The sequence below is a fragment of the Amycolatopsis sp. genome, from assembly GCF_035546795.1.
Taxonomy (GTDB): domain Bacteria; phylum Actinomycetota; class Actinomycetes; order Mycobacteriales; family Pseudonocardiaceae; genus Amycolatopsis_E.
The window spans coordinates 270,147-294,297 of sequence record NZ_DASZWC010000068.1 but is presented as its reverse complement, the minus strand read 5'-3'; the positions used below and the strand labels follow the sequence as shown (position 1 = coordinate 294,297).

The following is a 24,151-nucleotide window of genomic DNA, read 5'->3' as shown; positions in this document are numbered from 1 at the left end:
TGCCAACTTCGCCCGCCATCTCCAGGAGATGCGGTTGCAGAGCGCCCGGCGGCGGACCTCCCGCCGCCGGTCGACTCGAACACGTCCGCCGGCACGGTCACGACGTACCGGTCGCGCCGTTGGACCTGCAACTCGCGGTCAACCAGCGGCGCGGCCTCACCGTGCGCCCGGTGGCACCCAGCGCAGCACGTCGATCATGCGCGTATGTGGCAGGCGGACGTGTCCGATCAGGTCGGCGGCGATCTCCTCGACACCTCCCGCCGCGGGGATGGCGAGCGAAACGGTGAGTGGATGGGCTTCGCCGGGAAGGTCCGGCCACACCGCGCGGCTCATGGTGTCCGGCGGGTGCCGGGGCAGCAGGAGGGGGCGGCCGGTGTTTTCGGCCCACTGCCTGAGGTAGTCGCCGAACATCGCTCGCAGTTCGGGCCGGGCCCGCCAGCCGTATATCGAGGAGACCGGCAGGATGCCGTGTTCGGTGACGAGGACATTGACATGTCCCACCCGGGCGAGGTTCCCGGCGGGACCTCGCTCCCATGCGTAGACGACCGCTAGCTGAGGGTGTAGCACGTAGCTCTGGGCGGCTTCCTGGTACAACGCATGGTTTACCGAGCCCTCCCACGAACCTTCCTCGTAAAGACCCAACAAAACGAAGCCCACATGCAGTGTTTCCACGATGTTCCGGCTGACACCGACGATCGTCCTGGCTCCATTGTGGACACTGGGAGCTTCGGCCAGTGCGTTCGGGCCGCGGAAGCCGCGGGGGAACATCTGGTGCCAGACACGCCAGGCGGCCCCGTTGGCCCGCGCGTGTGACCCGGTGTCGCGGAATGTGGCTGCGTAGGCGTCCAGCATGTCGGCGAACTCCGGGAAAGCGAGCCGTTGCCGGTAGTGGACGAAGGCGTTGTGCCACATCTGGGGGTCCATGCCGGGCGGCGCCCGTTCCGCGAGGTTGCGCCACTCCTGCCGGATGGTCGCGGTCCTCGCGTCCAGCAGCCGGTGCCGGTTCGCCGGGCTGGTCTCCGGCAGCCGTTCGGCCAGCGCATCGAGGACGTCGAGGAGGTGCCGGCGACCGGCGGGTTTCAGCGTGTTCGGGTCGAGATCGATCAGGAGATCGGCAAGCCTCAGCCAGGAGCCCACGAAATTGTCCTGGGTGTATGGGTCCGGGGTGACGAACAGCCGCGTGAGCACGTCGCGGTAGTCCGCGAGGCGGCCGTCGAGCAGTTTCAGGAACCTGGCCAGCTCTGGCTGGGTCTGGCGCTGCTCCGGCAGCGCGGCGAACCAGGCCAGGTCCTTGTCGGCGAGACCGCCGGCGAGCAGGCCCAGCGTGAACCGCTCGCCTGCGGCGAGTTCGTTCCAGCGGGTGAGCCAGTTGGAGGTCACGCCTTCAGGCAGCGCGTTGGAGAGCCACTCGCCGGTGAGGGCGTCTGCGTCGAGGTGGCGGAGGCCGCCCCGCTCGATCAGTTCGCGCAGGGTCGCCGCGAACTGCTGGTGCATGAACTGGAGGCCGGTGCTGTCGGAGAACCGGATGGTCGGTGCCCGCATGGCTTCCAGCCCGAGCCACATCGCGCGGGACATGACGGTGGGCCGCCGTTGGAGAGCGTGCAGCAGGTAGTCGCTGGAGCCGCGGGTGAGGGCATTGGCGAGGTAGAACTGGATCACCATCGGCTCGTGGCCTGCCTGGCGGCCGAGCAACCCGGCCGCCCGCCACGCATGTCCGGCGAGCACGCTGTCCACGCCGTCGTCGGTGCTCAGCTGACGCAGCCTCGCCGACAGTTCCTTCGGGCGCCGCAACAGGTCGAGCAACGCGGCTGCTTCGCGGTCGGACAGCGTGCTTGCGACGACGGACGTCGCCCATGAGGTCAGCGCGTAGAGCAGCAAGTTGGCTTCCTCACTCGGATCCGGGCTCAGGGCAACGTAGTCCCCGTCGCTGATCAGTGCCGAGCCGCGCAATGCCTCCGCCAGCCGCTCCTCGCCGACCGCCGCCACGAGCCGGGCTCGCCGCATCGGCGCACCGTGCTCGAGAAGGATCGTCATGATCTCGTCTGCCGGAGTGCGCTCCACCGGCTCAGCGGCAGGCAGTGACTGGGCTTTCCAGCCGCGACGGCGGTAGCCGACGTAAAGCGGTGCGGCCGGGCCGTTGGACCGGGGGAGCCATCCGGCTGCGTCGGGTTCGGGTTTGGAGGCCACGTCGGCGGCGAAGTTGTTGCGTTCCATGGTGGTGTGGCCCGCGTCGCGGGCATTTTCGAGCTGCGTTACGACGCGCTTGCGGTGGTTTTCGTGCTCCCGAACGCGTTGGCCGGGGTTGTTCGTGTTGAGGTGGTAGTGGTCTTCGTGGTGAATCAGCTCTTGGAAGAACGCCTTGTCAAGTAGGCCTTGGGCGTGCAGCCGGCGGAACTCGGTCAGCATGGTGTCGGGGATGACGATGTAGCCCAGTTCCGCCAAGGCGAACGCGAGGAGCGGCGAGGGGTCGGTGTCCGACCCGAGCAGGTGGCCGACGTGGTGTTTGCGGAAGGCCCGTTGGACTTGGCGGTCCTCGGTGGGCAGGACGCGGACCCGGTGGTCGCGTGCTTCTCGTGGCAACCTGCCCCATTCGGGGGTCTTCAGTTTCTTCGCGACCCGGAGCAGTGCCTTGGCGACATTGTCGGCCGTCTCGGTGGTTGTCGGCATCGCGGTCAGGCCGCCCGAACGAGACCCGGTGGGACCTCGGGGGAGCCGCTTCTTTTCGTTGCGCAGCAGGGTGTGCATGGTGGCGATGGCGTCCGCCGTCCATTCAGACACGTCGCGGGGCGTTTTTTCGTGGCGGATGAGGTAGGGGGCGGTGAGGGTCGCGGCGGCCGCCGTGATGATGCCGCCGATGAGGAGGGGGGATTGCGGGCCGACGGTGTCGGCGAGGGTGGTGACCCACGGTCCGTCGAACATGTTCCCCGCGAGCAGCAGGAGCAGGAACAGGCTCATCACGCGCCCGCGGAATTCGTCGGCGACGGAGAGCGACACTTTGCTGTTGCTGGCCGGGGCGAAGCTCATCAACGCGATGCCGGCGGGGACCAGCATCATGGCGAAGGACCAGTAGCCGGGCGCCAGCCCTAGCGCGACGTTGAGCACGCCGAGCGAGATGGCGGCGACGGCCAGCCGCCTGGCTCGCAGGTTGTGCGCTTGCCGGGCGGCGAGCGTGGAGCCGACGACGGACCCGGCGGAGAGCATGGTGTTGAGCAGGCCGTAGCTGCCGGGTCCGCGGTGGAAGGCGTTTTTCACCACGATGGGCATCGTCACCAGGAAGGTGGCGCCGAAGGCCAGCACGGCGAACATCGTCCCGAGCATGGTGATCAGGGCCGGCCGGTACCGCACGTAGCGCAGGCCCTCCCGGAATTCACCCCACTGGCCGCGGGCGGCCGTGTTGAGCTTTTTCGCCACCGGGTACAGGGCCGTTTCGTTGATCGTGAGGAGCGCCCCGATCACTACGACGTAGCTGGCCGCGTTGAAGAGGAAGACCCCGGCGGCGCCGAGCAGGGTGAGCAGTACGGCGCCGAGCATGGGCCCGGCGACACGGCCGAGGTTGGTGTTCAACGAGTTGAGTGAGGTGGCGTTGGCGAGGCGCTCCTTGCCGACGAGTTCACGAATCAACGTGCTTTGGACTGGGCCGCCGAGCGCGTTGAACAGCCCCGCGGCGGCGGCGATGAGGTAGATGTGCCAGGGCACCACGAGTCCGGTGGCGGTGAGCAGCCCTTGCGCCACCATGGCGACGGCGACGCCGGCCTGGCTGAGGATGAGCAACCGACGTTTGTCGGCCCGGTCCGCGAGCGGGCCGGCCACCAGTGTGATCGCGACCTGCGGGGCGAACTGGGCGAGGGTGACGATGCCCAGTGCGCCGGTCCTGCCGTTGGCAAGGTCCAGCACCAGCCAGTCCTGGGCGAAGATGGCCATGTTGGTGCCCAGGTTGGAGATGACCTGGCCGAGGAAGAAGCGGCGGAAGTTGGGCACGCTCAGTGCTTCGAAGGTCCTGCCCCGCGGTTTCCCGCTGACGGTGCCGGGCAGTACCCGCAGACCTTCGAGTGGGCCGTTGTTCGTCTGCTCCCGGATCGTTGCACTGTCCAGAGTGGACAGGAGTCGCGCGGTTTCCGCGGCGAGTGCATCGCGCAGGGTGCCGGGGTCGGCGGTCGGTAGCCAGGTGGGTTCCGTTTTCGGCGCTGCCGCAAGGTGCGCTTCGACCTCTGCGACGGTAAGCCGGGCGGCGTCGGCGACTTCGGCGACCGGTAGGCGGGTACCGATGGCCGACACCAGTTCCAGCCGCCGTGTCTTCAGCACGGCCAACGCCGAGACTTCCGCGTGCGAGCGCTCCTCCACCGCGGTGCGAGGCGGGCCGCGAGGCCGGGGCAGCGCGTTGGCGGCTGCGGGGTGGTCGTGCAGGCCTGCTTCCCGCAGCGCCGCGCCTATCGCGTCTTCGACGGCCGAGTGCCACGCGTTGTCGGCTGCGGGTAGCTCGGTTGCGGCCTTGTGCAGGTTACGCAGCGCCGCTTTCCGGATCAAGGCAATCAGCGCGATCGCGGCTTTGGCACTTTCGTGGTCGGTGCGCGGCGCCTCGTCCGTGGTGTGCTCGACGATCGCCGCCAGGGCACGCACCTCCTCCTCGGGCAACGGAGCTCCGAGTAGCGCGAGGCTCCGGGTGACCAACTGGACCGCTTGATCCTGGGAGACATTTTCCGTTGCTCGCACATGATCGACGGCCTCGCCGATCCAGGCTGCCACGTCGTCCAATGCCGCCTGCGCGGCCTTGAGGTTCGCCAGGGCCTTTTCCCGTTTCTCGTACGCATTTGTCAACGGGCCGCCGGCGGCCGCGCGCAGCGTTCGGGCGGCCCGGCTGATCATTCGCTGTCGGAGGACGAGCACGGTGCTGCCGAGGGCAATCGCGACGACGACTGCCCCCGCCGGGCTACTCAGGTGTGCGCCGCCCAGCAGGGCCAGCAACCCGGCTCCACTCAGTGCCGGAGTGGTCACTGATCCGGGCGCACTGCTCGGCGACACCGCCTTTCCTTGCTTACGCACCAACGGATGAAGCTGGGTGATCGTGTCGGAGCCCCACTCGGACACGATGTGCGGCACCCGATCCGCGCGGATCAGGGCAGGTGCGGTGAGCGCGCCGATGATCACGGTGATGACGCCGCCGATGAGGAACGGGGACTGCGGCCCGTAGGCACTGGTCAGCCAGGGGACCAAGGCGCCTTTGAGCATGTTGCTGGACAGCAGCAGCAGCGCGAACAGGCTCATCACCCGGCCGCGGACGCGGTCGGCGGACATCAGCGAGGCCTTGCTGTTGCTGGCGGGGGCGAAGCTCATCAGCGCGATGCCGGTCGGGATGAGCAGCAGGGCGAACACCCAGTAGCCGGGTGCCACTGCGAGCGCCACGTTCAGCCCGCCCAGCGCGATCGCGGCGACAGCCAATCGCTTGGCGTTCAAGGACTTCGACAACCGCGCGGTGAGGGCCGAGCCCAGCACGGCACCGGTGGCGAGCAGTGTGTTGAGCAGCCCGTAGTTGGGGGCGCCACGGTGGAACGCGGCTGTGGCCACGATCGGCAGCGACACGATGAACGTGGCACCGAAGCCCAGCACGGCGAACATGGTCCCGAGCGTGGTGATCAGGGCGGGCCGGTACCGGACATAGCGGAGGCCTTCGCGGAATCTGCTGAAGGCGCCGGTGGTGGCGGGGGCTGTGATTGTCTGCTGCGCCAAGGGATACAGGGTGCGCTTGTTGATCCCGAACAGTGTGGTGGCGCCGACGAGATAGCTGGCCGCGTTGATCAGGAACACGGTCGCGGCCCCCCACACGCCGAACAGGTACGCGCCGAGCAGAGGGCCGCCGATGCGCGCCACGTTCGCGCCGACGGAGGTGATCGACGTGGCGTTGGCCAGCCGCTGCCTGCCGACGAGCTGGTGCAGGAACGTGCTCTGTACCGGGCTGATCAGCGAGCTGAAGGCGCCGGTGGCCGCGGCGAGCGCCCACAGATGCCACGGCACCAGTGCGGCGGTGGACACCAGCGCGTACTGCGCCGCCATCGCGGCCGCGAGGCCGATCTGGCTGATGATGAACAGCCTGCGCTTGTTCTGCCGGTCCGCCAGTCCGCCTGCCCACAGGCTCATCACGGCTTGGGGCAGGTACTGGAAGAACACGACGGTGCCCAGTGCGGCGGGGTTGCCGTGGGACATGCCAAGGATCAGCAGGTCCTGGGTGGTCATCGCCATCTGCGTGCCGAGGTTGGAAACCAGTTGCCCGCCGGAGAACCAGCGGAAGTTGGTATTGCCGAGCGTGCCGAATGTCTTGGCGAGTCGTTGTTTGGCGACCGGGATTCGTCGGTTGGTGTCGTTGAACAGGAGCGCGAGCGCGGGCATCGCCGCCGCGACGGCGATCGCCCATGTCGCCTGCGAAAGCCCCATCAGGCCGAGCGAGGCGAGGGAGGAGCCGACCATGGCGTTGGCCATGACGCCGCGGCGGGTGGCTTGCCTGCCGAGGCTGAGTTCGATGGCCAGCCCCAGTTTCGACAACAGGTAGGTGGCCCGGGTCAGGATCAAGGCGGCGCCGATGCCGACGATGCCGTGCGCCGACGGGGCACCGACCGCGGCCAGGACGAGGTGCACGGCGAGCAGCGCGTTGGCGAAGGTGAGTACGGGGAAGCCGAGCAGGTGCTGCAGTCGCCGGTAGATCGCGTTGCCGCTGCTGTCGTAGCCGGACCAGCCGTTGATCGCCGTGGGCAGGGTCGCGACGAGGAAGGCGATGTCGCCGAGCACATAGGCGCCGTTGGTGAACCAGGCCAGGCTGCCGACGGCCGCGCCGAGCGTGGTGTGGGCGTGCACGACGAGGTTGATCTCCCAGGTGAGTGCGACGGCGGTGTGCATGGCCTTGCCGAGCAGGCCGGAGTGCGGGCCGAGTTTGGCCGCCCCGGCGACCGCGGCCCCCGCGACCGAGTTGATCCGGTCGAACGCCTTGGAGTACTCGGCGACGAAGAGCTGCACGCGGTCGAACGGCGTTTCCTGTGCGGACAGCGGGATGTACTGAAGCACCTCGGCGGTATTGACCAGCTCGTCGAGGATTGCCCTGATCCGGTTCAGCTTGCCGATCTCGTGTTTGCCGAATTCGCGGCGAAGCTGTTTGAGCAGCAGCTCTCGTTGCCAGGCGATGAGGCGGACATCGAGCCTGCCGCGCTCGAGCATGGTCTCCTGGAAGATCCGGGCCTGGCTGACGTGCGCGCTGCGGATCTGCCCGAGTGCGCCGCGCACGACGAACGACAGCGACGCCGCGAACCCGAACGCGACCGCGGGCACCTGCGGGTGGAAGACGATCGGGTAAGCGATGGCCGCCCCGTTCACGGCGAGCACCACGGCCCAGCCCCGGATGTCTCGTGCGTGCAGGTGCCTGACGAGTCTGCGCATGCCGGTCGCGGCGGCGAGCTGGCTCAGTTCGTTCTCGTCGACCCTGTCCCAGACGCCTTCGCGAAGGTGTTGCGGCACCTCGTTCCGCGCGTGCAGCGTGGCCGTCTGCTCGGCGGCGATCAGCGCCGCCGTTGTCCACGCGATCGTGCTGCCGAGCTCGAGTCTCGCGGCCGGCCGCAGCGCATCGCGGTCTCGCCAGCGTGCGCGCAGTTCCGCCAGGTAGTGCCGGAAGTCGGCCCAGGTGTCACCCAGGGCGACCTTGACGCGGTAGGTGTAGAGCCGCAACGGGTCGCCCTTGTTGCCGACCACGTTGTCGTTGACCAGGTTCACCCACGAGATCAGCTCACGAACCTGGGAGTTGCGTTCCCACGCCTGCTTCCCGGTGTGGTCGACGGCGATGTCCGGTCCGCTGCCCGGGGCGGTGACCTGCCGACCCGCCAGCTCCTGGGCCGCGACCCACTGCGCGACGATGGCCTGGCGTTCGGGCACCCGGGCCAGCACCTGGTCCCACAGCCCGGACTTGATCTCGTCGAAGGCCCACTGGGCGGTGTCCTGCCTGGCCCGCTGCATCAGTTTCGCGGCGTTGCGATAGGTCACCTTCGCCACGATCTCGTCGCCCAGCTCCCTGAACAGGGGCTCGAGGTCGTTGTAGTGGCGGAGGTAATGGGCGAGGCCGGCCGGCTTGACGGCGTCGCTGCCGAACATGAAGCGGTCGGGGTACTTGCGCGCCACCGTCAGGAACTCCTTCTTGATCGCCTCGGTGGCCAGGATGTGGCGGGCGATCTCGTTCCAGGAGATGTCGACGTTGATCTGGGGATAGTTCGCCAGGACCCAGTCCAGCCATTCGAAGTGTTCCTTCGAGGCGGTGCTGAACTTGCCCAGCCCCATGGCATGTGCGTAGACGACCTTGACGTCGGCGAAGCGTGGTTCGGACAGCAATGCCAGTACAGGCAACAGGTTGCGGCCGTCCGGCTCGGCCTCGACATACCGGCCGTTGGCGTCGAGCCGCGCCTTGCCCGCGTCGTTGTGGAGGACGATCGCCTGCCCGGTCTTGGCAAGGGCTTCGAAGAGCTCTTCCAGGTTCTTGTTGTAGACCGTCGGTGCCCGGTGGGGCAGTGACGCGGCCAAGCGGCGCTCACCGATCTTCGCCAGGAGCGTGCGCAGTTCGTCGATGTTGCCCTGCAACGTCTCGGCGATCGTCCACTTGTCCACCTGATTCGGCCGGAGCAGCAGCCGCGCGAGGCCCGGCGGGAGGTTTTGCAGGTCGTTCGCGATGAGCCTGTTGACCCGCTGGGCATTTTTGATCTGGTTGACCGCCGCGACCAGGAGGCCGACGTAGCGTTCGTACTCGGGGTTGATCGCATAGGCTCCTTGGCTGCCCAGCAGGATTTGCACCGCTTCCTTGGCGATGGTGGTCTCGGCGAGCAGCGCGGCGGCTCCCGGATAGAAGACCAGGATCGTCCGGAGGTAGTCGAGCGCGCCGGGGATGTCCATGCGCTGCCCGGAGACGCCCGGCTGCACCCGCCAGCGGAGGTCCGGGGGCAGGTTGGCCACCGCCCGGAACAGGCGCACGTCGGTGCCGGTGCCGCGCATCCACAGGAGCCGTTTGCCGAACAACACTCCCTGCTGCAGAAGGCCGATGACCAGGTAGTAGAACATGCCACCGGCCGCGGCGGGTGCCTTGCCGCGCTGGGGAATGGGGGACAGCCAGACCTGGCCAAGGTGGTTGGCGCCGGCGAGCCACCGTAGGAGCACTTCGATCATGGCGAAGCGGTCGTCGCTGTAGCCGATGTGGTGCAGGTGGACATCGAAGGTCTTGCCAAGGTCCCGGCGCGGGCGCCCGAGCGTGAAGCTCAACTCGACCGGAACATTGAGCCCGCGCAGTTTCGCTTGCAGGTCCTGGGTGCTGATGGTGTCCAGGTCGATCTTGGCGAGTTCGGCTTCCCACTGCGGATTCAGGCTGCGCCCGCGCAACCAGGCCACCAGCAAGGACACCCGGGTCAGCACCGGGACCATCACCACGTCCACGAACGGTTCCCGGTCTCCCGGCTCCGCCTCGTAGACACGCGTGATCGCCGCGATCTCGTTCCGGGTCGTGCCGGTCAGCCGGGCGATGGTCTCGTTGGACAGGCCCGCGGCGGAGGCTGTCTTCACGTCGCCTTCGATGGCGTGCAGGTACGCCGTGTTGGCGCCATCCGCGGCGGCCTGCGTGGCCAGCAAGGCCTCCGTGGTCTTGTCCATTGTGGACAGGAGCGTCTGTGTCGTCCTGGCGAGCCCTTGCAGAAGCTGGGTGTCGGTGGCGGTGGAGGTCAGCCAGGCAGGGGTCGCCCTCGGCGCGTGCGGATCGGCCAGCGCCACCTGGACTTCGCCGTCGCTCAACCGGGTCGCCCTTGCGAGCTCGGTGAGCGGCAGCGACGGGCGTGCGGCATGGATTGCCGACACCAGCGCGGGCCGTTCGCCCTCCCACGCGGTGCGAGCCGTGCGCTGAGCGGTCAGTCGCTCGCGCACCACGGCCATCGCCCGGTCGCGGATCTCCCGCGGCGCCCGGACCGCCTCCACGAGGGCAGCCGGCGGTCCCCGGGGCTGGGGGATGACCTTGGCGAGCCATTTCGCGAGCGGTCCCTTGGGCGGATCCACGACCTGACCCGAGGACGCGGGGGCGCTATCGGCGGCCGGTGCCATCGCCGCCTTCGCGTTGGCCACGATCTTGCCGATCTCGTCGACCACTTCCTGGTCGTTCAGGTCCAGCTTCGCGACCGTGGCCGCATCCCGCGCCGCCTTGTCCGCGGCCGTTTCCCACGCGTGCTCGGCCTGGTCGAGTTCGTGCGCCGCCGCGATGAGCCGGCTCAGCACGTCCCACCGTCGCTGGGCCACACGGTCGATCACCGAGTCGGTTTCCTGGTCGTGCGTGATCGAGGGCATCAGAGCCGGGGGCATGGTGTTCGGGGTGCCCGCACGATCAGCCACCACGGAACGCACATAGGCCACGGAAACCTTCATGTGCCGACCGTTGCTGCGCTTGGCGCTCATGCGCTTGGCGATCCGGGCGTGCAGTTCGGTTTCTTTGACCCCGGGGTTTTCCTTCCGGAGATGATCGACCATCGCGCGGATCGACAGGGTGTCGTCCTTCAGTTCCGCCTGCGCGAGCTCGTACTTCTCGCGAGCTTCTATTAGTCGCTCGTACGCGTCCTTCACCGGACCGCGCGTGGCTTTTCGCATCGTCCGGGCGGCCCGGCTGATCTTTCGGTGCCACAGCAGCACCGCGCCACCGACGGCGACGACGACTCCGCCGAATTCGGCGAGCCCGGTGATCCAGGGCCCCCGGTCGTGTGCGTGTGCGTGTGGGGATGTGGGCGTGCTCGGGGTTGTCGGGTTGTGGTGCCGTGGTGCGGTTGTGGTCGGGTGTTGGGTGTCGACGACCAAGGTGCCGGCCGGACGATCCGGCACGAGCGCGGCAGCCGGGGCCGCGCTGGCGACGGCCGCCATGAACGGCAAGGCCAGGACCGCCACGGTCGCGATCGTGAGGGCGATCCGCTTCGCCACTGTGGTGTGTCGCGAAGACGCGACGTGGGCGCCGCCGGTGGCGGGTTCGCCGGAAAGCTCTGGTGGCCCCCGAGAACGGACCACGTCCGGTGCGCTGTCCGTGCCCGCGACGCCGACGGCGTTTTCCGCTTCTGTGACGGGCAGGTGGTCGGGGCCGGCTCCCTCGGTCAAGGCGCCCACGAGGCCGGCGCCTGCCGAGGTTCCGGAACTCGGGTTGCCTTCGCCCGCTTCTGGTTCACCTTGGGGCGCAGGGGTTCCCGGTGCGTCGGCAGACCGCTTGACCGGCGTGTCGGGGAACGCCGGCCGGGCGGCACTCAGTGGGGCGCCCCAGCTCGTGACGGCGTATGGGCCCGTCGCGCGAGAGAAGTACGCCCGCACGGCACTTGCCCCACCAGCCGCGGTGAGGAGCCCCAACGGAATCGCCGCTCGGTACTGACCTGCCGCGGCCAGCAGACCCATCCCGAAACCGGCGACAGGCGCCAGGATGAGCGCGCCCGCTGCCGCCGCCGCGCCGCTCAACATGCCAGGTTCGCGCTGGCCGGGCAACGTGGGGCCGGCCCACGGAACCGGCGCCGTCCGGGCAGGCTCCGCGGCCTGTGGCAGCGCGTTTTGTGCCTGCCCTGGCGTTTTCGCTGTCTGTGGTGTGGTAGCTCCGGCCTGCCCCTGTGCGTTCGTGTCATCGCGCTTGGCTGCGGTTGGGTCGTGGCCGCCCGGCGCCTGCGGGGCCGCCGCGCCTTGGTCATCCGCTGCCCGGCGGTCGGCCCGCAGTTGGGCGGTGCCGAGGACGGTGGCGGCGACTGTCGCGGCCACGGCGCCCAGCACCGGGCCCGGTAGTGTGTCGGCCACGGTGAGCAGTCCACCGAGAGCCGTGCCACCGAGGCTTGTCCCCAAGGCTTCTGCCGCGGTCCGCCGCCAGTTCGTGGTCGGTTGTGGCTCCGGCGGGACGGCCGCTTCCCGGACCGCCGCCAGCACCAGCCGCTGGGCGCGCGCATTCCAGCCGAGATCGTTGTCCCCCGCGAACGTGGCCACCGCCGCCCGCTGTTGTGCTGGCTCAACCGAGCCGATATCGGCGAGCCGGCGGAGCTGGGCCGGTGTCAGCTGGTCGAACCGAACGTTCCTGGCCGTCCGCGTATCGCTGCCCGTGGCCTCGTTCAAGGCCACCGCCATCCGCATCCGCAACGCCGAGTCGGACGAGGCAAGCCGTAAGCCCTTGTCGTTCTCTCTGGCGATCAGGCGCCCGGCGGACGTCAGGGCGGAGTACCGCAACCCCGACCTGAATCGCCGGAAGGGGCCGGGTCCCTGCTCGCCGTCTTCCAGCCGGGCCGGTAGCGCGCCCTCCGGCTGCGCGCCCTGGCCGTGCCTGGCGTCGTGCTGCGGCGGCGCCGCGGACATGTCGGGCTCCGGCCCTGCCCGGGGAGCGGGCTCCATGTGGGCCGTTGCCGCGGCTGTCCTCTCCGGTGACCAGTGCGCCAGGTTCGCGGCCAGGCCCGCATCGCCGGGAGCGCCGAGCAGATGACTCGCCACGAGCAACGGCAGTACGCCCTTCGTCGCGACCGCCCGCACGACTCCGGCGGCGCGCTCCCGGGCCGGGCGTGGCGTGTCAGGCATTTTCGCGTCCGGATGGCCGCTGGGCGTCCAGCCCCGGTCCTCGCCGACTGCATCCAACCGGCCGGCGGCAGGCACGTGCTCAGTCGTGTAACCCGCCTCGTCGCCTGTCCGCACGACAACGTGGTCGACACTGTTGGCGCGCAAGGCCTGCCGGAGTCCTTCGGCCCCGGCCCGTTCGGCCGGTGTCCGGGAAGCAACAGCGGTCTGCCGGATCGTGCGGTTGAGATACCGGAGATCGCCCGCCTGATACCGCTGGCCACTCGGCCCCCGGCCGAGCGTGCGGGTACCGGCATCCCGGGTTTCGTAGACCACGTAGCGGCTGGTGCGGCCGTCGGGACCGACTACCCGGCGAACCCCGGCGAACGGGGCTCCACCGCCCGTCGCCACGTCCACCGGCTCCGATCGGTAGCCCCCGGGGAGGCCGGCAGCCGTGTCCTCCATCGCGTCCCAGACGGCGCGTTCCTGGTACGGCGCGGTTTCCGCGGGTTTGGTGGCCAGGGCGGCATCGTCCACGACGCGGTAACGCCCGTTCAGACCCTGCTCGATGCGCGGCATTTCCCATCCGCGATACCGCGGCGCAGGCGGCACCTCGGCGCGCCGAGGCGCGTAGGTGCCGCGGACACTGCCGTCCGGCTGGGTCGTGATCCGCAGCTCGGGCCGGTTGTCGGTCGGGACGGGTGCGCTCTCGGTGCGCGGCCGTGCGTACACGTCGGCGAGGGCCTCGGCCACATCGCGGTCGGCGCCGTTGAGCGCGGTGAGCAGTTCGTCCCGCGCGCTCTTGGCGCTCTCGGCGTAGCCGTTTTCTGTTTGGTGCCGGCCGGAACCTTCCGGTTCGGCGTCGACCGCGGCGCGCGGGGCGCCCTTGTCCTTACCTGCCAACGCGGGTTCCACCCGCGAGGGCCGCTCAGTACCGCGCGTTGGTGCGCTGCGGGCGTCGCGAACGGTCTGCGCCCCTTCAGTGGCCGAGCGGAACGCCTCGAACGCGTTGTCGATCGCGGCCGGATCGGCTGCGCCCCCGTTCTTGAGTCGCTCGGCGGCGTCCCGCGCGGTACGCACCGGGCTCGCGGCGTCGATGTCCAATGTGCGCGCCGGTTCTGCCTTGGCGCGCACCGCGGCGATCGCGGCCTTCGTTGCTGCGGTTGGCGAATAGAGCTCGACCCCGAGCGACTCGGCGGCCTTCTCGGCCGCGGCCACCCCGGCCTTACCCGAGGCGATGCGGACGGCGCCGTTGTCAAGGGCGTTGGCGAGCCGCGGCAAACGCGTGCGGGACGTCACCGAAGACACCTGCGCGCCGCTGGTTTTCAAGTTCGACTTGTCGACCACCAGCCGGGGTCGCGTTCGCAGGGAGTCGGCCGCCGCCGACATGGCGCGGCCGGCCGCCGCCCGCACCGGATTCCGGCCTGGCGGTCGCGGAGTCGTGTCACCTTGCGATGCGGCTGCCGACTCTGCCCGAGCCGGCGCACCGGCGACCTCCACCGCGGCCATGTTCGGCTCCACAGCGGGAGGCGTTGCCGGGGTGCCTGTCTTCTTTTCGAGGACGCCAGGACCCGTGAAGCGTTTTTGGGAGACCGTCAGCGTGTCCGATCCGCGGTCGCGCGACAACTGCACACCCTCGCGCGGCCGAACGTTGGGCCCCGTGATCTGGACCGCGCTCCCGTCGGGGCGCACCAGCAGGACCTGTCCCGGCTCGGTGCCGCGGATCAGCGCCGCGGTTTTGACCCCGTTGACGGTCAGCGCCGGCAGGGTGCCACGCTCGAGTGCCGGCGCGACCGACTCCGCCGGACCGCGCACAATCCTGTCGGAGACCGGCAGCAGCATCGTTCCGGGCTCGCCCTTACCCGCCACCGTCACGGTGTTCACACGTGAGCGCGGCAATGTGAGCAGCCAGGCGGCGTTCTCGGTCGGGACGTACTCGCGTCCGGTCAGCCGCGAGCCGACGAAGCGGCCCGAGTCCGCGAGGGCCGCGCGTATGCCGGGGCCGCTGGACGCCTTCATCCACTGCGCCGGCTGGGCGTGCATCGTCGCACCCGTCATGCCCAGCATCGCCGCGTTCATACCGAGCTGGACCACAGCGTCCTTCTGCTCGCCGCCGGTCATGTCGTGCCAGTTGGTGATCGTGTTGTACGCGGCCTCGCCGGTCTGCTCGCCGAACCCGGTCAGCGCCGCATTGCTCGCACCCTTGGCGCCCCAGGTCGCCAGCTTGCTGCCCAAGCTCGCCTCGCCGGGGGCGAGACTGGCCGCGCCTCGCGCCGCCGCCACGCCGGCGACCTTGCTCAGCCCGCCGCTCGCGGCCATCGCCGCTGTGGAACCCAGCATGATGTAGTCGGCCCGCGCGGCCGGGTTGGCGAAGCTGTTGGACTGTCCGTGCGCGCGGCGCTCGATGATGTTGTCAGTGGCTCGGTAGGTGAAGTAGCCCATGCCCGCGGTGGTGAGCGCCATCCCGCCCGCGTACACGGCGGGCATCGCGGGGGCGAGCGCACCGCCGGAAGCGACCGTTCCCGCCGTGCCGGCGACCATCAGCGCCACGCCACCGACAACCGTGGCCACGCCCGCGGCGCGGTCCAGGGCCCGTTCCGTGCCGGAAACATGCCTGCCGGTCGTCTGTGCCAGGTTCAGATCGCCGATGGGGCGGGACAGGTCCGTAGGTGCGAGCCACTGGGTTTTCTCGCTGAACAGCTCATTGTTGTCGCGGAAGTCCTGCCGGCCGCTGTAGTGCGCGCCCTTGTCGTCGACGTACTGGAAGCCGCCGTCGGTACCCACCCGATACAGCGGCAGGTAGCCGAGCTTGTGCGACTTCGGGTCCTCGTAAACGGTTTCCAGCACATCGACCGGGCCGCCGCCGAGTTCGTGGATGCGGTTCCGCGCCGCCTGTGACAGGTCGCCGGGGCGCAGGTTCGCGGTCGCTCGTGCCGACAGGTCGTTGAGTATTTGCTGCGGCGTGCCCTGCGATGCCAGCGCGGCTCGCCGGTCGGCCGGGGTGCTGCCGATGAACGGGTCGCCCTCGACGCCGGTGTCCAGATAGCGGCCCAACAGACTGTCCGAGGAAACGGTGTCGTAGGTGGGTTTGTTGATCGCGGACGTCATCGCGAACAACACGTCCGGACGGCCGGTGGAGGGCAGCGACAGTGTGCCGAGCTTGCTGTCCGGGGCCCGGGAACCCTGGTCGCGGGCGATGGTGTTGTAGTTCAGCCCGGCGACGTCGCTGAACGACTGGTACGTGGGCGCGAGCCCGGTCTGGTTCGGGTCGCCGGACCCGCCCATCTGCGCCGCCAGCGTCGCGGATTCCGTCTGCAGGCCGTTCCACTGCCGCAGCCGGTCGGCCATCGTGTGGTCGCCGGAGGCGTCGGCGAACGCGACGTCGAAGTTGCGCAGATCGCCGACCGCTGCCGACGGCCCGCCGGACAACGCCTGGATGCGGTCGACCACTCCGTTGACGGCTTTTTCGTCCGCCAGCAGACCGGCATAGACGCCGTCGAGCCGCTGCCGTTCGAGCGGCGAGCGGGTCTCGCTGTTGTTGTACGCGGTGACCTGTGCGTTGTAGATATCCTGGCGCCGCCCGAGATCGTTCTGCCGTGGGATGAGAGCCAGGCCGGCGATCTGGGACGCTTGCGCCTGCGCGGTCTGCTGTGCGGCCAACTCGGTGGCGCGATCGCCGCCCAGCTGCGCGTGGGGCACCGGCAGCGGGTTGCCGTGTTCGTCGACGCCGAGCGCCTTGGCCAGATATGCGGTCGCGCCGGGCAGGTTCGCGGTTCCCGCCATCTGCTGCTGGTCGGCACCGATCAGCGGGCGCTGGTAGGTCAGCCCGTCGACGCCGTCGACGATCGCGCGGGCGTTGTGGATGTCCCGGCCCATCGCGTTCGCCTTGCGGATGGTTTCCAGCTGCGGGTCCAGCGCCCTGACCTCGGCATCGGTCAGCCCGCCGGCGTTGGCGGCCCGCTGCGCGTCGAGCGCGCCCTGGAGTTGCGGCGTCATCGCCTGCAGGTCGCCCGCCGCGGACTGCAGTGTGCTTTCCGCCCCGACGAAGGTGAGGGCCGCCGAGTCCAGCCGGCCAGGGGTCAGCTTCGGCAGCGACGCCTCGTACTGGTCAGCCAGTTTGGGGTCGGTCCGCCGCAGTTCGGCAACCGCGGCGGGCGACAGCGGCGGCAACGGATCGCCGCGCCGCACGCCGAGGAGATCGGCCAGTTGCCGGTCGGTCGCGGTGTCGAGAGCGGGCCGCGTGTAACTGGGGTCGATGAAGGACATCCAGGAGGCGTCGGGGTTTCGCCAGCCGAGGTCGTTGGGGATGGTGCTGGTGCACGACCTGCCCTCGACGGCGTTGCAGGCCCGGCCGGTGTGCCGGCCGTCGGCGGTCGGGAAGAGCAGGGCACCTTGGCCGGTGAGCTGGTCGCTCTTGCCGTTGACCCCAACGTTTCTGCTGTCGCACCCGTTGCCGTAGCAGACGGCACCACCGCCGGGTCCGTAAACCATGCCGATGTGGCAATCGGCGCTCGAGCATTCGCTCCAGTTGCCGTACGGGTCGATGAACCGCTGGGTCACGTTCTCGTGGTTGGTGATCCAGCCCGCCGTGGCGGGGGTTTGTCCGAGTGGGGCCAGCGGCTCGAACATCTCGCAGTCGGTGCAGTTCGGCGTCTGCGCCATTCCGGCGGGCCGGATCAGGTCGCAGCCACCGGTGCAGGCGATCGAGCCGCCCTGCCCCGCGCCGTTGGGCGTGGTGACCTCGATCCGGTTGTTCTCGCCGAGCTTTTGGGACATGTCCGGGGTGGTGGACGCACCGTAGATGCTCATCGTCACCCGGGGCGGGTCCACGATCTGGCTGCTGGCGACGGTCTGCGCGATCTTCCAGCCCCCGGGCAGCGCGATGGAGCCGGTCTGCCCGTCGAGGATCGAGTAACTGCCGGGGAGGCCGAAGGCGTCCCGGGTGGTGATGAAGGTCCGCGCCTGTCCAGCCAGCAACCCGTCCCCGCCCGCGGTGATGACATCGCCCTCGTCAGAGGTGAAAGTGCCCTTGCCGGTGAAGTCGAACTTGCCGGCGTGGCCGAACCCGTCGCGGCCGGTGAGGAGATTCGGGGTGCCGGCGAAGTCGATGTGGTCGGTCCACTGGCCGTGGCCGATGTCGATGTTGCTGATCTCGCCGGCGCAGCCACCGTTGCAGGTCGTCTTGAACGGAGTCCCGGCCGGGCCGGCGAAGGTCACGTCGTTGCGGACGGTGCCACCGCCGCGATAGGTCACGCGCGAACCGCTTGCGCCATCGGTGATTTCGCCGGAGCCGCCGACCCAGCCCTGTCCCTCGCCGCGCTCGTTCCGGAGCAGTCCGCCGTTGTCGTCGCTGGTGACCGTGTCGGCGGGCTTCCCGGGGACCGACGGGTCGGTGGCGTGCGGTCCCGAATCGTCCATCTCGAAGTGCTGTCCGCCCGGGCCGTTGAATTCCGTGCCTTCCTTGCACGGAGCCGCGCACGTCGCAGTGACCGGGTTGCCGTGGGCGTCCTTCATGACGACGGTGTAGCTGCCGTCCGGGTTGAGGGCGTAGCTGATCCCGCGGGTGCCGTCGGGCGCGCCCTCGACAGTCGTGCCCTGCGGCGGCGCGGCCCCGCCGTGCTGCGGCGCCGCACGGGTGCCCAGCGGCTCGGCGGTCTGGGTGAAGTTGTTGTAGGGGCGCGGGGAGACGTAGTTGGCGCAGTTGCCGCTGCACGTGGCGTACGCCCCGCCGTCGGCACCGGTCTCGGCGGAGGCGTCCACCCCGCAGCCACCGTTGCCGGTGCCCGAACAGGTGCCTTCGGCGTGGGCGTCCCAGTGCCCGCCGGGTTCCGTGTCGGTCGGGGCGACCGTGTTGTGGGCAGACGCCTCCCCGTGCGCCGTGTAGTTCGCCGTGCAGTTCGGCGCGCCCGTGCACGACGCGTCCGCGCGCGCATGCCCGCCCTGGGCGAACGCCTGGGCGGCGACCGCGACTCCACCGCCGCCCAGGCCACCACTGCCCGAGCCGCGCGCCGAAGCCTGTGCCCAGGAACCCGTTTGCGGGTCCCGGGCGCCCGCGGTCGCCGACGCGGAATACGAGTAGCCACAACGGGTCCCGGGGGAACCGGTGCAGGATGCGGCGGCTTGCGCGGAGCCGGGTTCGGCCGTGGCGGCAGCCGTCGTCTGTACCTGGCCTTGGCCGAACGTGCCGCCACCGGAGCCGGCGGCTTGGGCCCGGGCCGATGCGCCCGCCGCGCTCGCCGTGGCGGCGCTGTGTGCCCGGTATCCGTATGTACATCCGGAGCCCGCGCTGCCCTGGCAGCCGGCGGCCGCCGCCGCGTAGCCGGGGCCGGTCTGGGCGACGGCGTTGGTGACGCACCAGCCGCTGCCTACGCCACCCGCGGCCACGCATCCCGCGTGGGCGTTGGCTTGGTTCCCGCGGGCGGCACTGGCGGCGGCGCTCTGTGCGGCGTAGCGGTAGGCGCAGTCAGTGCCGGTGCAGCCGGCCGATACTTCGGCGCTGGTGTCGGCGGCGCCGACCCGTCCCGTGACGGTGCACTCGGTGGTGCAGTGCGTTTGCATGTCGGCCCTGTTGCCCCCGAAGACGGCGTGGCCTTCGGTGCGCGCGGCACAGCCGAGCGTGGCGCAGCCCGCGGTCGCCTCGGCGACGTGGTCGCCGGCAAAGCCTTCGCTGCCGGCCTGGCAGGCCGCTGTCGAGGTGCAGTCCGACGCGCCGATGGCGTGGGCGGTGGCCGGCAGCGCCGCGGCCGTGCGGGTGTGGAGGTCGGCGAGGATCGTGCCCGGGTCGTCGGTGCCGACAGTGGTGCTGGTGGCACTGGTCGGGCAAAGACCGTTGCCAGTGGTGCAGATTCCTTCGGCGGTGGCGGAGGTCGTGCCGAACCTGCCGTCTTGCTGGGTCTTCGCCGCCGAGACGGTCGCGCTGCCGGTGGTGGATCCGGTGGCGGTGCAGGCGCCCGCGCCGGGGAGGCAAGCGTTTTCACTGTGGGCGACCGAGACGCTGATGGGGTCGGTGGCGCTGCCGTTGGCCCGCAGCAGTGCGCCAAGGTTGCGGACCGCGTCGAGCACGGCGCCCCCGCGGGGCTTCGCGGCGGAGATGGTGTCGGTCCGGATCTGCCCGGTGCAGCCTTCGGGACAGGCCAGGGTGGCGCCGGCCTGCGTCTGCCCGGTTTTCGTCGGGTCGGCGGTGGTGGTGGCCAGACCGTTGCCGCTGGCCATACATCCGGCCGCGGCGCCCGCGCAGGTGCTGTTGGCGCGGGAGATGCTGCCCGCGGCGTCGCTCGGTCCGCCGGTGGTGGACCTGCTGGTTAGCCCTGCCGAGCAGTCCGGCCCGCCGCAGAAGGCGTACCCGGTGGATTGGCTGATCGTGGCGGGCAACGGACCCCGCCACTGCGCGGGCTGTGGCGGATCCTGGTTGTCGTTCTTGGTCCACTGTGCGGTGTGCGCCCCGGTCGGTGGCGCGCTCGGCTGGACCTCCCGGATCGCGGCGAGAGCTTGACCAGCGCGCGGGTCGACGAGGTAGTTCACACCCGCGCCGGTCGCGGAGTCGGCGTTCGCGACGGCCTGACACCGGTCGGCGCCGGTGACGCAAGTGGAGGTGGTGCCGGACTCGCTGGTGGTGGGTGGCCCGCGCGACCCGGCGGCGCCGGGCGCTCCCGCCACGGGTGCGTCACTGCCCCGCGTGACCGCGCGGACGCCGCCCACACAGTCGGTGCCGCAGTCGGTGACGGCGACCGCGTCCGAGAGGGTCGACGGGCCTGTCGCAGGCTTGGCCGGGGCCGCGGCGCCGGCCGGTTCGGGCAGCAACTTCGCCACGTCTTGGCTTGCGCTGGCGGCCGAGCGGGTTCCGGCGCGGCAAACCCCGCCCGTCAGATTGCAGCTCACCTCGGCGTCCGACCCGCGGACGGAGACGCCGTCGGTGCCGGTCGCCGAGGAGGTGGCAGTGCCGTTGCAACCCTTGGCGCAATTCAGCAACGCGGTCGCGACGGATGCGCTCGACGGCCCAGCGGGCACAGCGTCCGGGGTGACGGTGTTGTGGAGCGCGTGGTCGTCAGCGGCCAAACGCGTTGTCGCGCCAGGGAATGCCGAGGCCACGGTCGAGGTGGTGCCGCCGCACGCGGCGCCGGTGCCGGCGCAGGTGGTCTTGCCGGAGGAGCCCTGGGCTTTGCCGCCGAGCACCCCGTAATCGACGCCCGACCCGGAGCTGGTGGCGGTGCCGGTGCAGCCGTGCGCGCAGTCCAGCCGGCCGGTCGCCTGCGCGATGCTGCTCGGGCCCGTTGTCGGCTGCCGCCCGGTGGCCGGGTCGAGCGGGATCTGGTCCGGCGCCGACGATGCCGCCGAGTAGGCCTGGCCCCCGCAGGCACCGCCCTGCACGGTGCAGCCGGTGTCGCTGGTGGATTCCCGGCGGTACAGCGACTCGGCGGTGTCCAGTCCGCTGGTCGCGGCTTTGGCCGTGCCGCCGCACTTTTGCGTCCCGGCGGAGCAGTTGATCCGGGCGTTGCCCGTCGAAGCGGTGACCGGACCGGTCACCGGCTTGCGCTCGCTGACGGCCGTGCCCGAGGTGGAGCCGCAGGCGCCGCCTTGAACCGTGCAGTCCGCTGAACCGCTGCTCTCCCGTACGCCCCGCACATCGCCATACCCGCCACCGGAAGTCGCGCTTGTTGCCGCGCCCCGGCACTCGGCGACGGCGCAGTCGGTCTGCGCGCTCGCCGTGCTGCTGCCGCTATCGGCGCTCGGTGTCTGAGACCGCGTGCCGGTCGCGGTGCTGGTCGATTCGGCGGTGCAGGCTCCAGCGGTGCTCTGGCAGCTCGAGGTCCCGGTGGTCGTACGTACCGCCGCGCCGGTGATCTGCCCGCCGGTGTTGGCGGTGCCGCTGCCTGTGCAGTGGGTGGCGCCGGTGTCGCAGCCGACCTCGGTTTGTGCGGTGCCGCCCGATTGCGGCTGGTCGACCTTGACGGTGCCGACGATGCCGCAGCCATAGTCGGCCGCCTGGCAGTGCGCCACGCTGTTCGCCTGGTCCGCGCCGGGCTTGCCATTCGACGGCTGCCCGCTTGCGGCGCCACCGATGCCGGTATCGCAGGTACCGGCATCGGTGTGGCAGTCGGCCCGTGCGGTGGTCGAGTCCGCGGTCCCGCCGGCCTGGCACGGTCCGGAGCACGACGCCGTGGCGATGGTCGTTTTCTGCGGCGCGGTGGCCGGGGGCACCTTCGCGTCGGTCACGTTGAGCCGGCAGGAACCCGATTGGCCGGCTTGACCGGTGTCGCAAGTGGCTGCGGGTGCTTTGCCGCCGGTGCGCTGGGTGCTCCCGAAGGTTTGCTTCGTGTGGCAGGTTTGGTCGCTTCTGCAGGTCACCTGGTTCGGTGCGACGCCGGGCGCGGTGCTGGGTTCGCTGCTGTGACACTGCCCGCCCTGGCACTCGGCGGAGCCGGCGTCGGTCGGCGAGGTGGGCATCGTCAGCGTGCCGGCGCCCTTGGTCACCTCGAGTTTGCGGCCCTCCTGGCTCGTCGCGTTGCAGGTTCCCGCGCACTCGATGCGCCCGCCGGACCCGCCCGTTTCACGGGTCTGCAGGCTGATTCCTTCGGTGCCGGTGGTCGTGGTGGGTGCGGTGACGCGGTCGCCGTCGTGGGACTCGAGCTCGCAGTCGACTCCGGTGCAGGTCGCCTTCGTGGGGCGCGTTTTATCCTGTGGGGTGGCGATTTGCGCCTTGCCTTCAGCCGTGGTGGCGCGGTCGCCGCGGCTGTTTTCGGCGCCGCACTGCTGGGTGCACTTGACCATCGTCACGGGCCCGGTCTCCTTGGTGCCCGTCGCACGCTGCACTGCACAGCCGGCTTCCCCAACCCCCGCCGACGTGCAGGAGTCCGTGCCCTTCGCCGGGTCGGCGGCATCCGGCAGCGCCGCCTGGCACGTCGTCGACTTCGGGGACATCGAACAGCCGGCCCGGGAGCCGTCCGTTCCCTGCACCTTCGGGGCTGTGCAGTTCTTGCCCTCCGTGCACGTCTTCAACTGCTCGGTGCCGTCCTTGCCGACGACCCGCGCGGAACACACGGTCGCCCCACTCGACGACGAGCAGTTCCCGGCCGCGCCCGGCAGTTTCTTCACCGCCGCCGCCTGCTCCGGAGTCAGCTTCTTCAATTCGTTGATCTGCTCGGGATCCAGCGACTGCAGAGCTTCCTGGTCCTGGTGTGTCTGCTGGACGTGCGCGTCGACCTCGGTCTTGTGCGTATCGGCGTAGGCCTTGAGCTGCTGTGCGCCCTGCGGGTTCTGCTGCTGAAGATCTTTGAGTTTCTGCTGATCTTCGGGAGTGAGCTTGGCCAGGTCCTGCAACGCCGCCGCGTTGTCGGTGATTCGTTTGTCCACGGCCGCGGGATTGGCCTTCGCGTAGTCCGTGACCGCCTTCGCCTGTGTGGGGTTCTTGGCAAGCTCCCGCAGCGAGGCCTGATCTTCGGGGGAGAGCTTGGCCAGGTCCTGCAACGCCGCGGCCTGGTCGGTCGAGGACGTACCGCCCGCGGGCGGAGCCGCCGCGGCTGCCGGGGATGATCCGAGCAGCGCGACCCCGATACACAACAGCAAAGCGGCCGCCGCGCCACCGACCAGAATCCACAGCAGGCGTCGCAGCACACCCGCGACGACCGTGCGGTCGTCCCGGGAGCGCGCAGCGCTACCGTGAATACTGGCGTCGGACATGATGAGCGTCTCCGCTTTCCCCGCGGCGGACGCGAGCCGAGGCCCGCGGCGTCACCGCGAAACAATGAGAACCAGGGAAATACTTGCCCCGTCACGGTCATACCCCACGCGAGGAGCGTCATCTGCGGCCTGTCGCGACGAGCCAGACTCCGGCACGGTGCAACTTGGCAGATATCGGAAAGTCAGGAGTGGACACTGGTTTCCTCGACCAGAGTAAGCGCTGCACCCCAGCAAGGTCAACAGGATCAGCTCATGTGGTCGGCTGGTGCGATGTGATGCCCCGTCGGGTGGCACCGGGCCGGGCCGCTCCTCGTGACGTGACCGCTCGTCGCAGTGCGGTGGTGACAATGGGCGCCTGGCCGCTTCGACACGTGCGGCGTGGATTTCGCCGCCGGCCGCACCTTGTGCCGAGGCGGAGTCGACGCGTGGTGCCGCGCCGCTTTGTTCTGCGGCTGGGCGCGCTCATGATGCTGCGGCGTCGGCGGCGTCATGTGGCGCGGTATGCGTGACGTCTTCGCCTGCGTCGTCGTCTGCGTCTTGTGCCGAGCCGTAACCGGGATCTTCCGTTGCCGCGCTGGGCTTCCCGTCGGCCGCACCTTGTGTCGTGGTGTGCGCGAAACCGCCGTCGGTGCCGGCGCCTGGGCCTGAGTGCTCGGCGCTTCGGTGCTCGGTGCCGGTTGTGGGGCGGTGGACGGTGTCGCGGGAGCCGCCGGCTGGATCTGGGTGGCGGTGATCTTGTTGCCTGGCGAACCGGACGTGGTCAGCGCCGACGCGACCAGCGCGACGACGATCGCGGTCACGACGATCGGGGTGATAAGTGCACGGCGCATGTGCATGCTCCTGTGTCGACTGCCCGGCCGGCGGGATACCGCAGCGGCCGGCGGAAGGTTGACTTGGGTGCGCAAAGGTTTCGCGCGAGAAGCACCAA

At 70.1% G+C, this 24,151-nt stretch carries 2 protein-coding genes; both read right to left on the bottom strand.

The genetic code is table 11. From position 1 onward, the window contains the following. Positions 1-156: 156 nt before the first annotated feature. The gene (locus tag VHD82_RS34520; RefSeq protein WP_325713373.1) at positions 157-23,223 is read right to left on the bottom strand and encodes an MFS transporter; all 23,067 of its coding nucleotides are present in this window, start codon (positions 23,221-23,223) and stop codon (positions 157-159) included. Between the two features lie 245 nt (positions 23,224-23,468). Next, positions 23,469-24,053 (bottom strand): hypothetical protein, encoded by a 585-nt coding sequence (locus VHD82_RS34515; RefSeq protein ID WP_325713372.1) that lies wholly within the window; start codon positions 24,051-24,053, stop codon positions 23,469-23,471. Positions 24,054-24,151 lie beyond the last annotated feature (98 nt).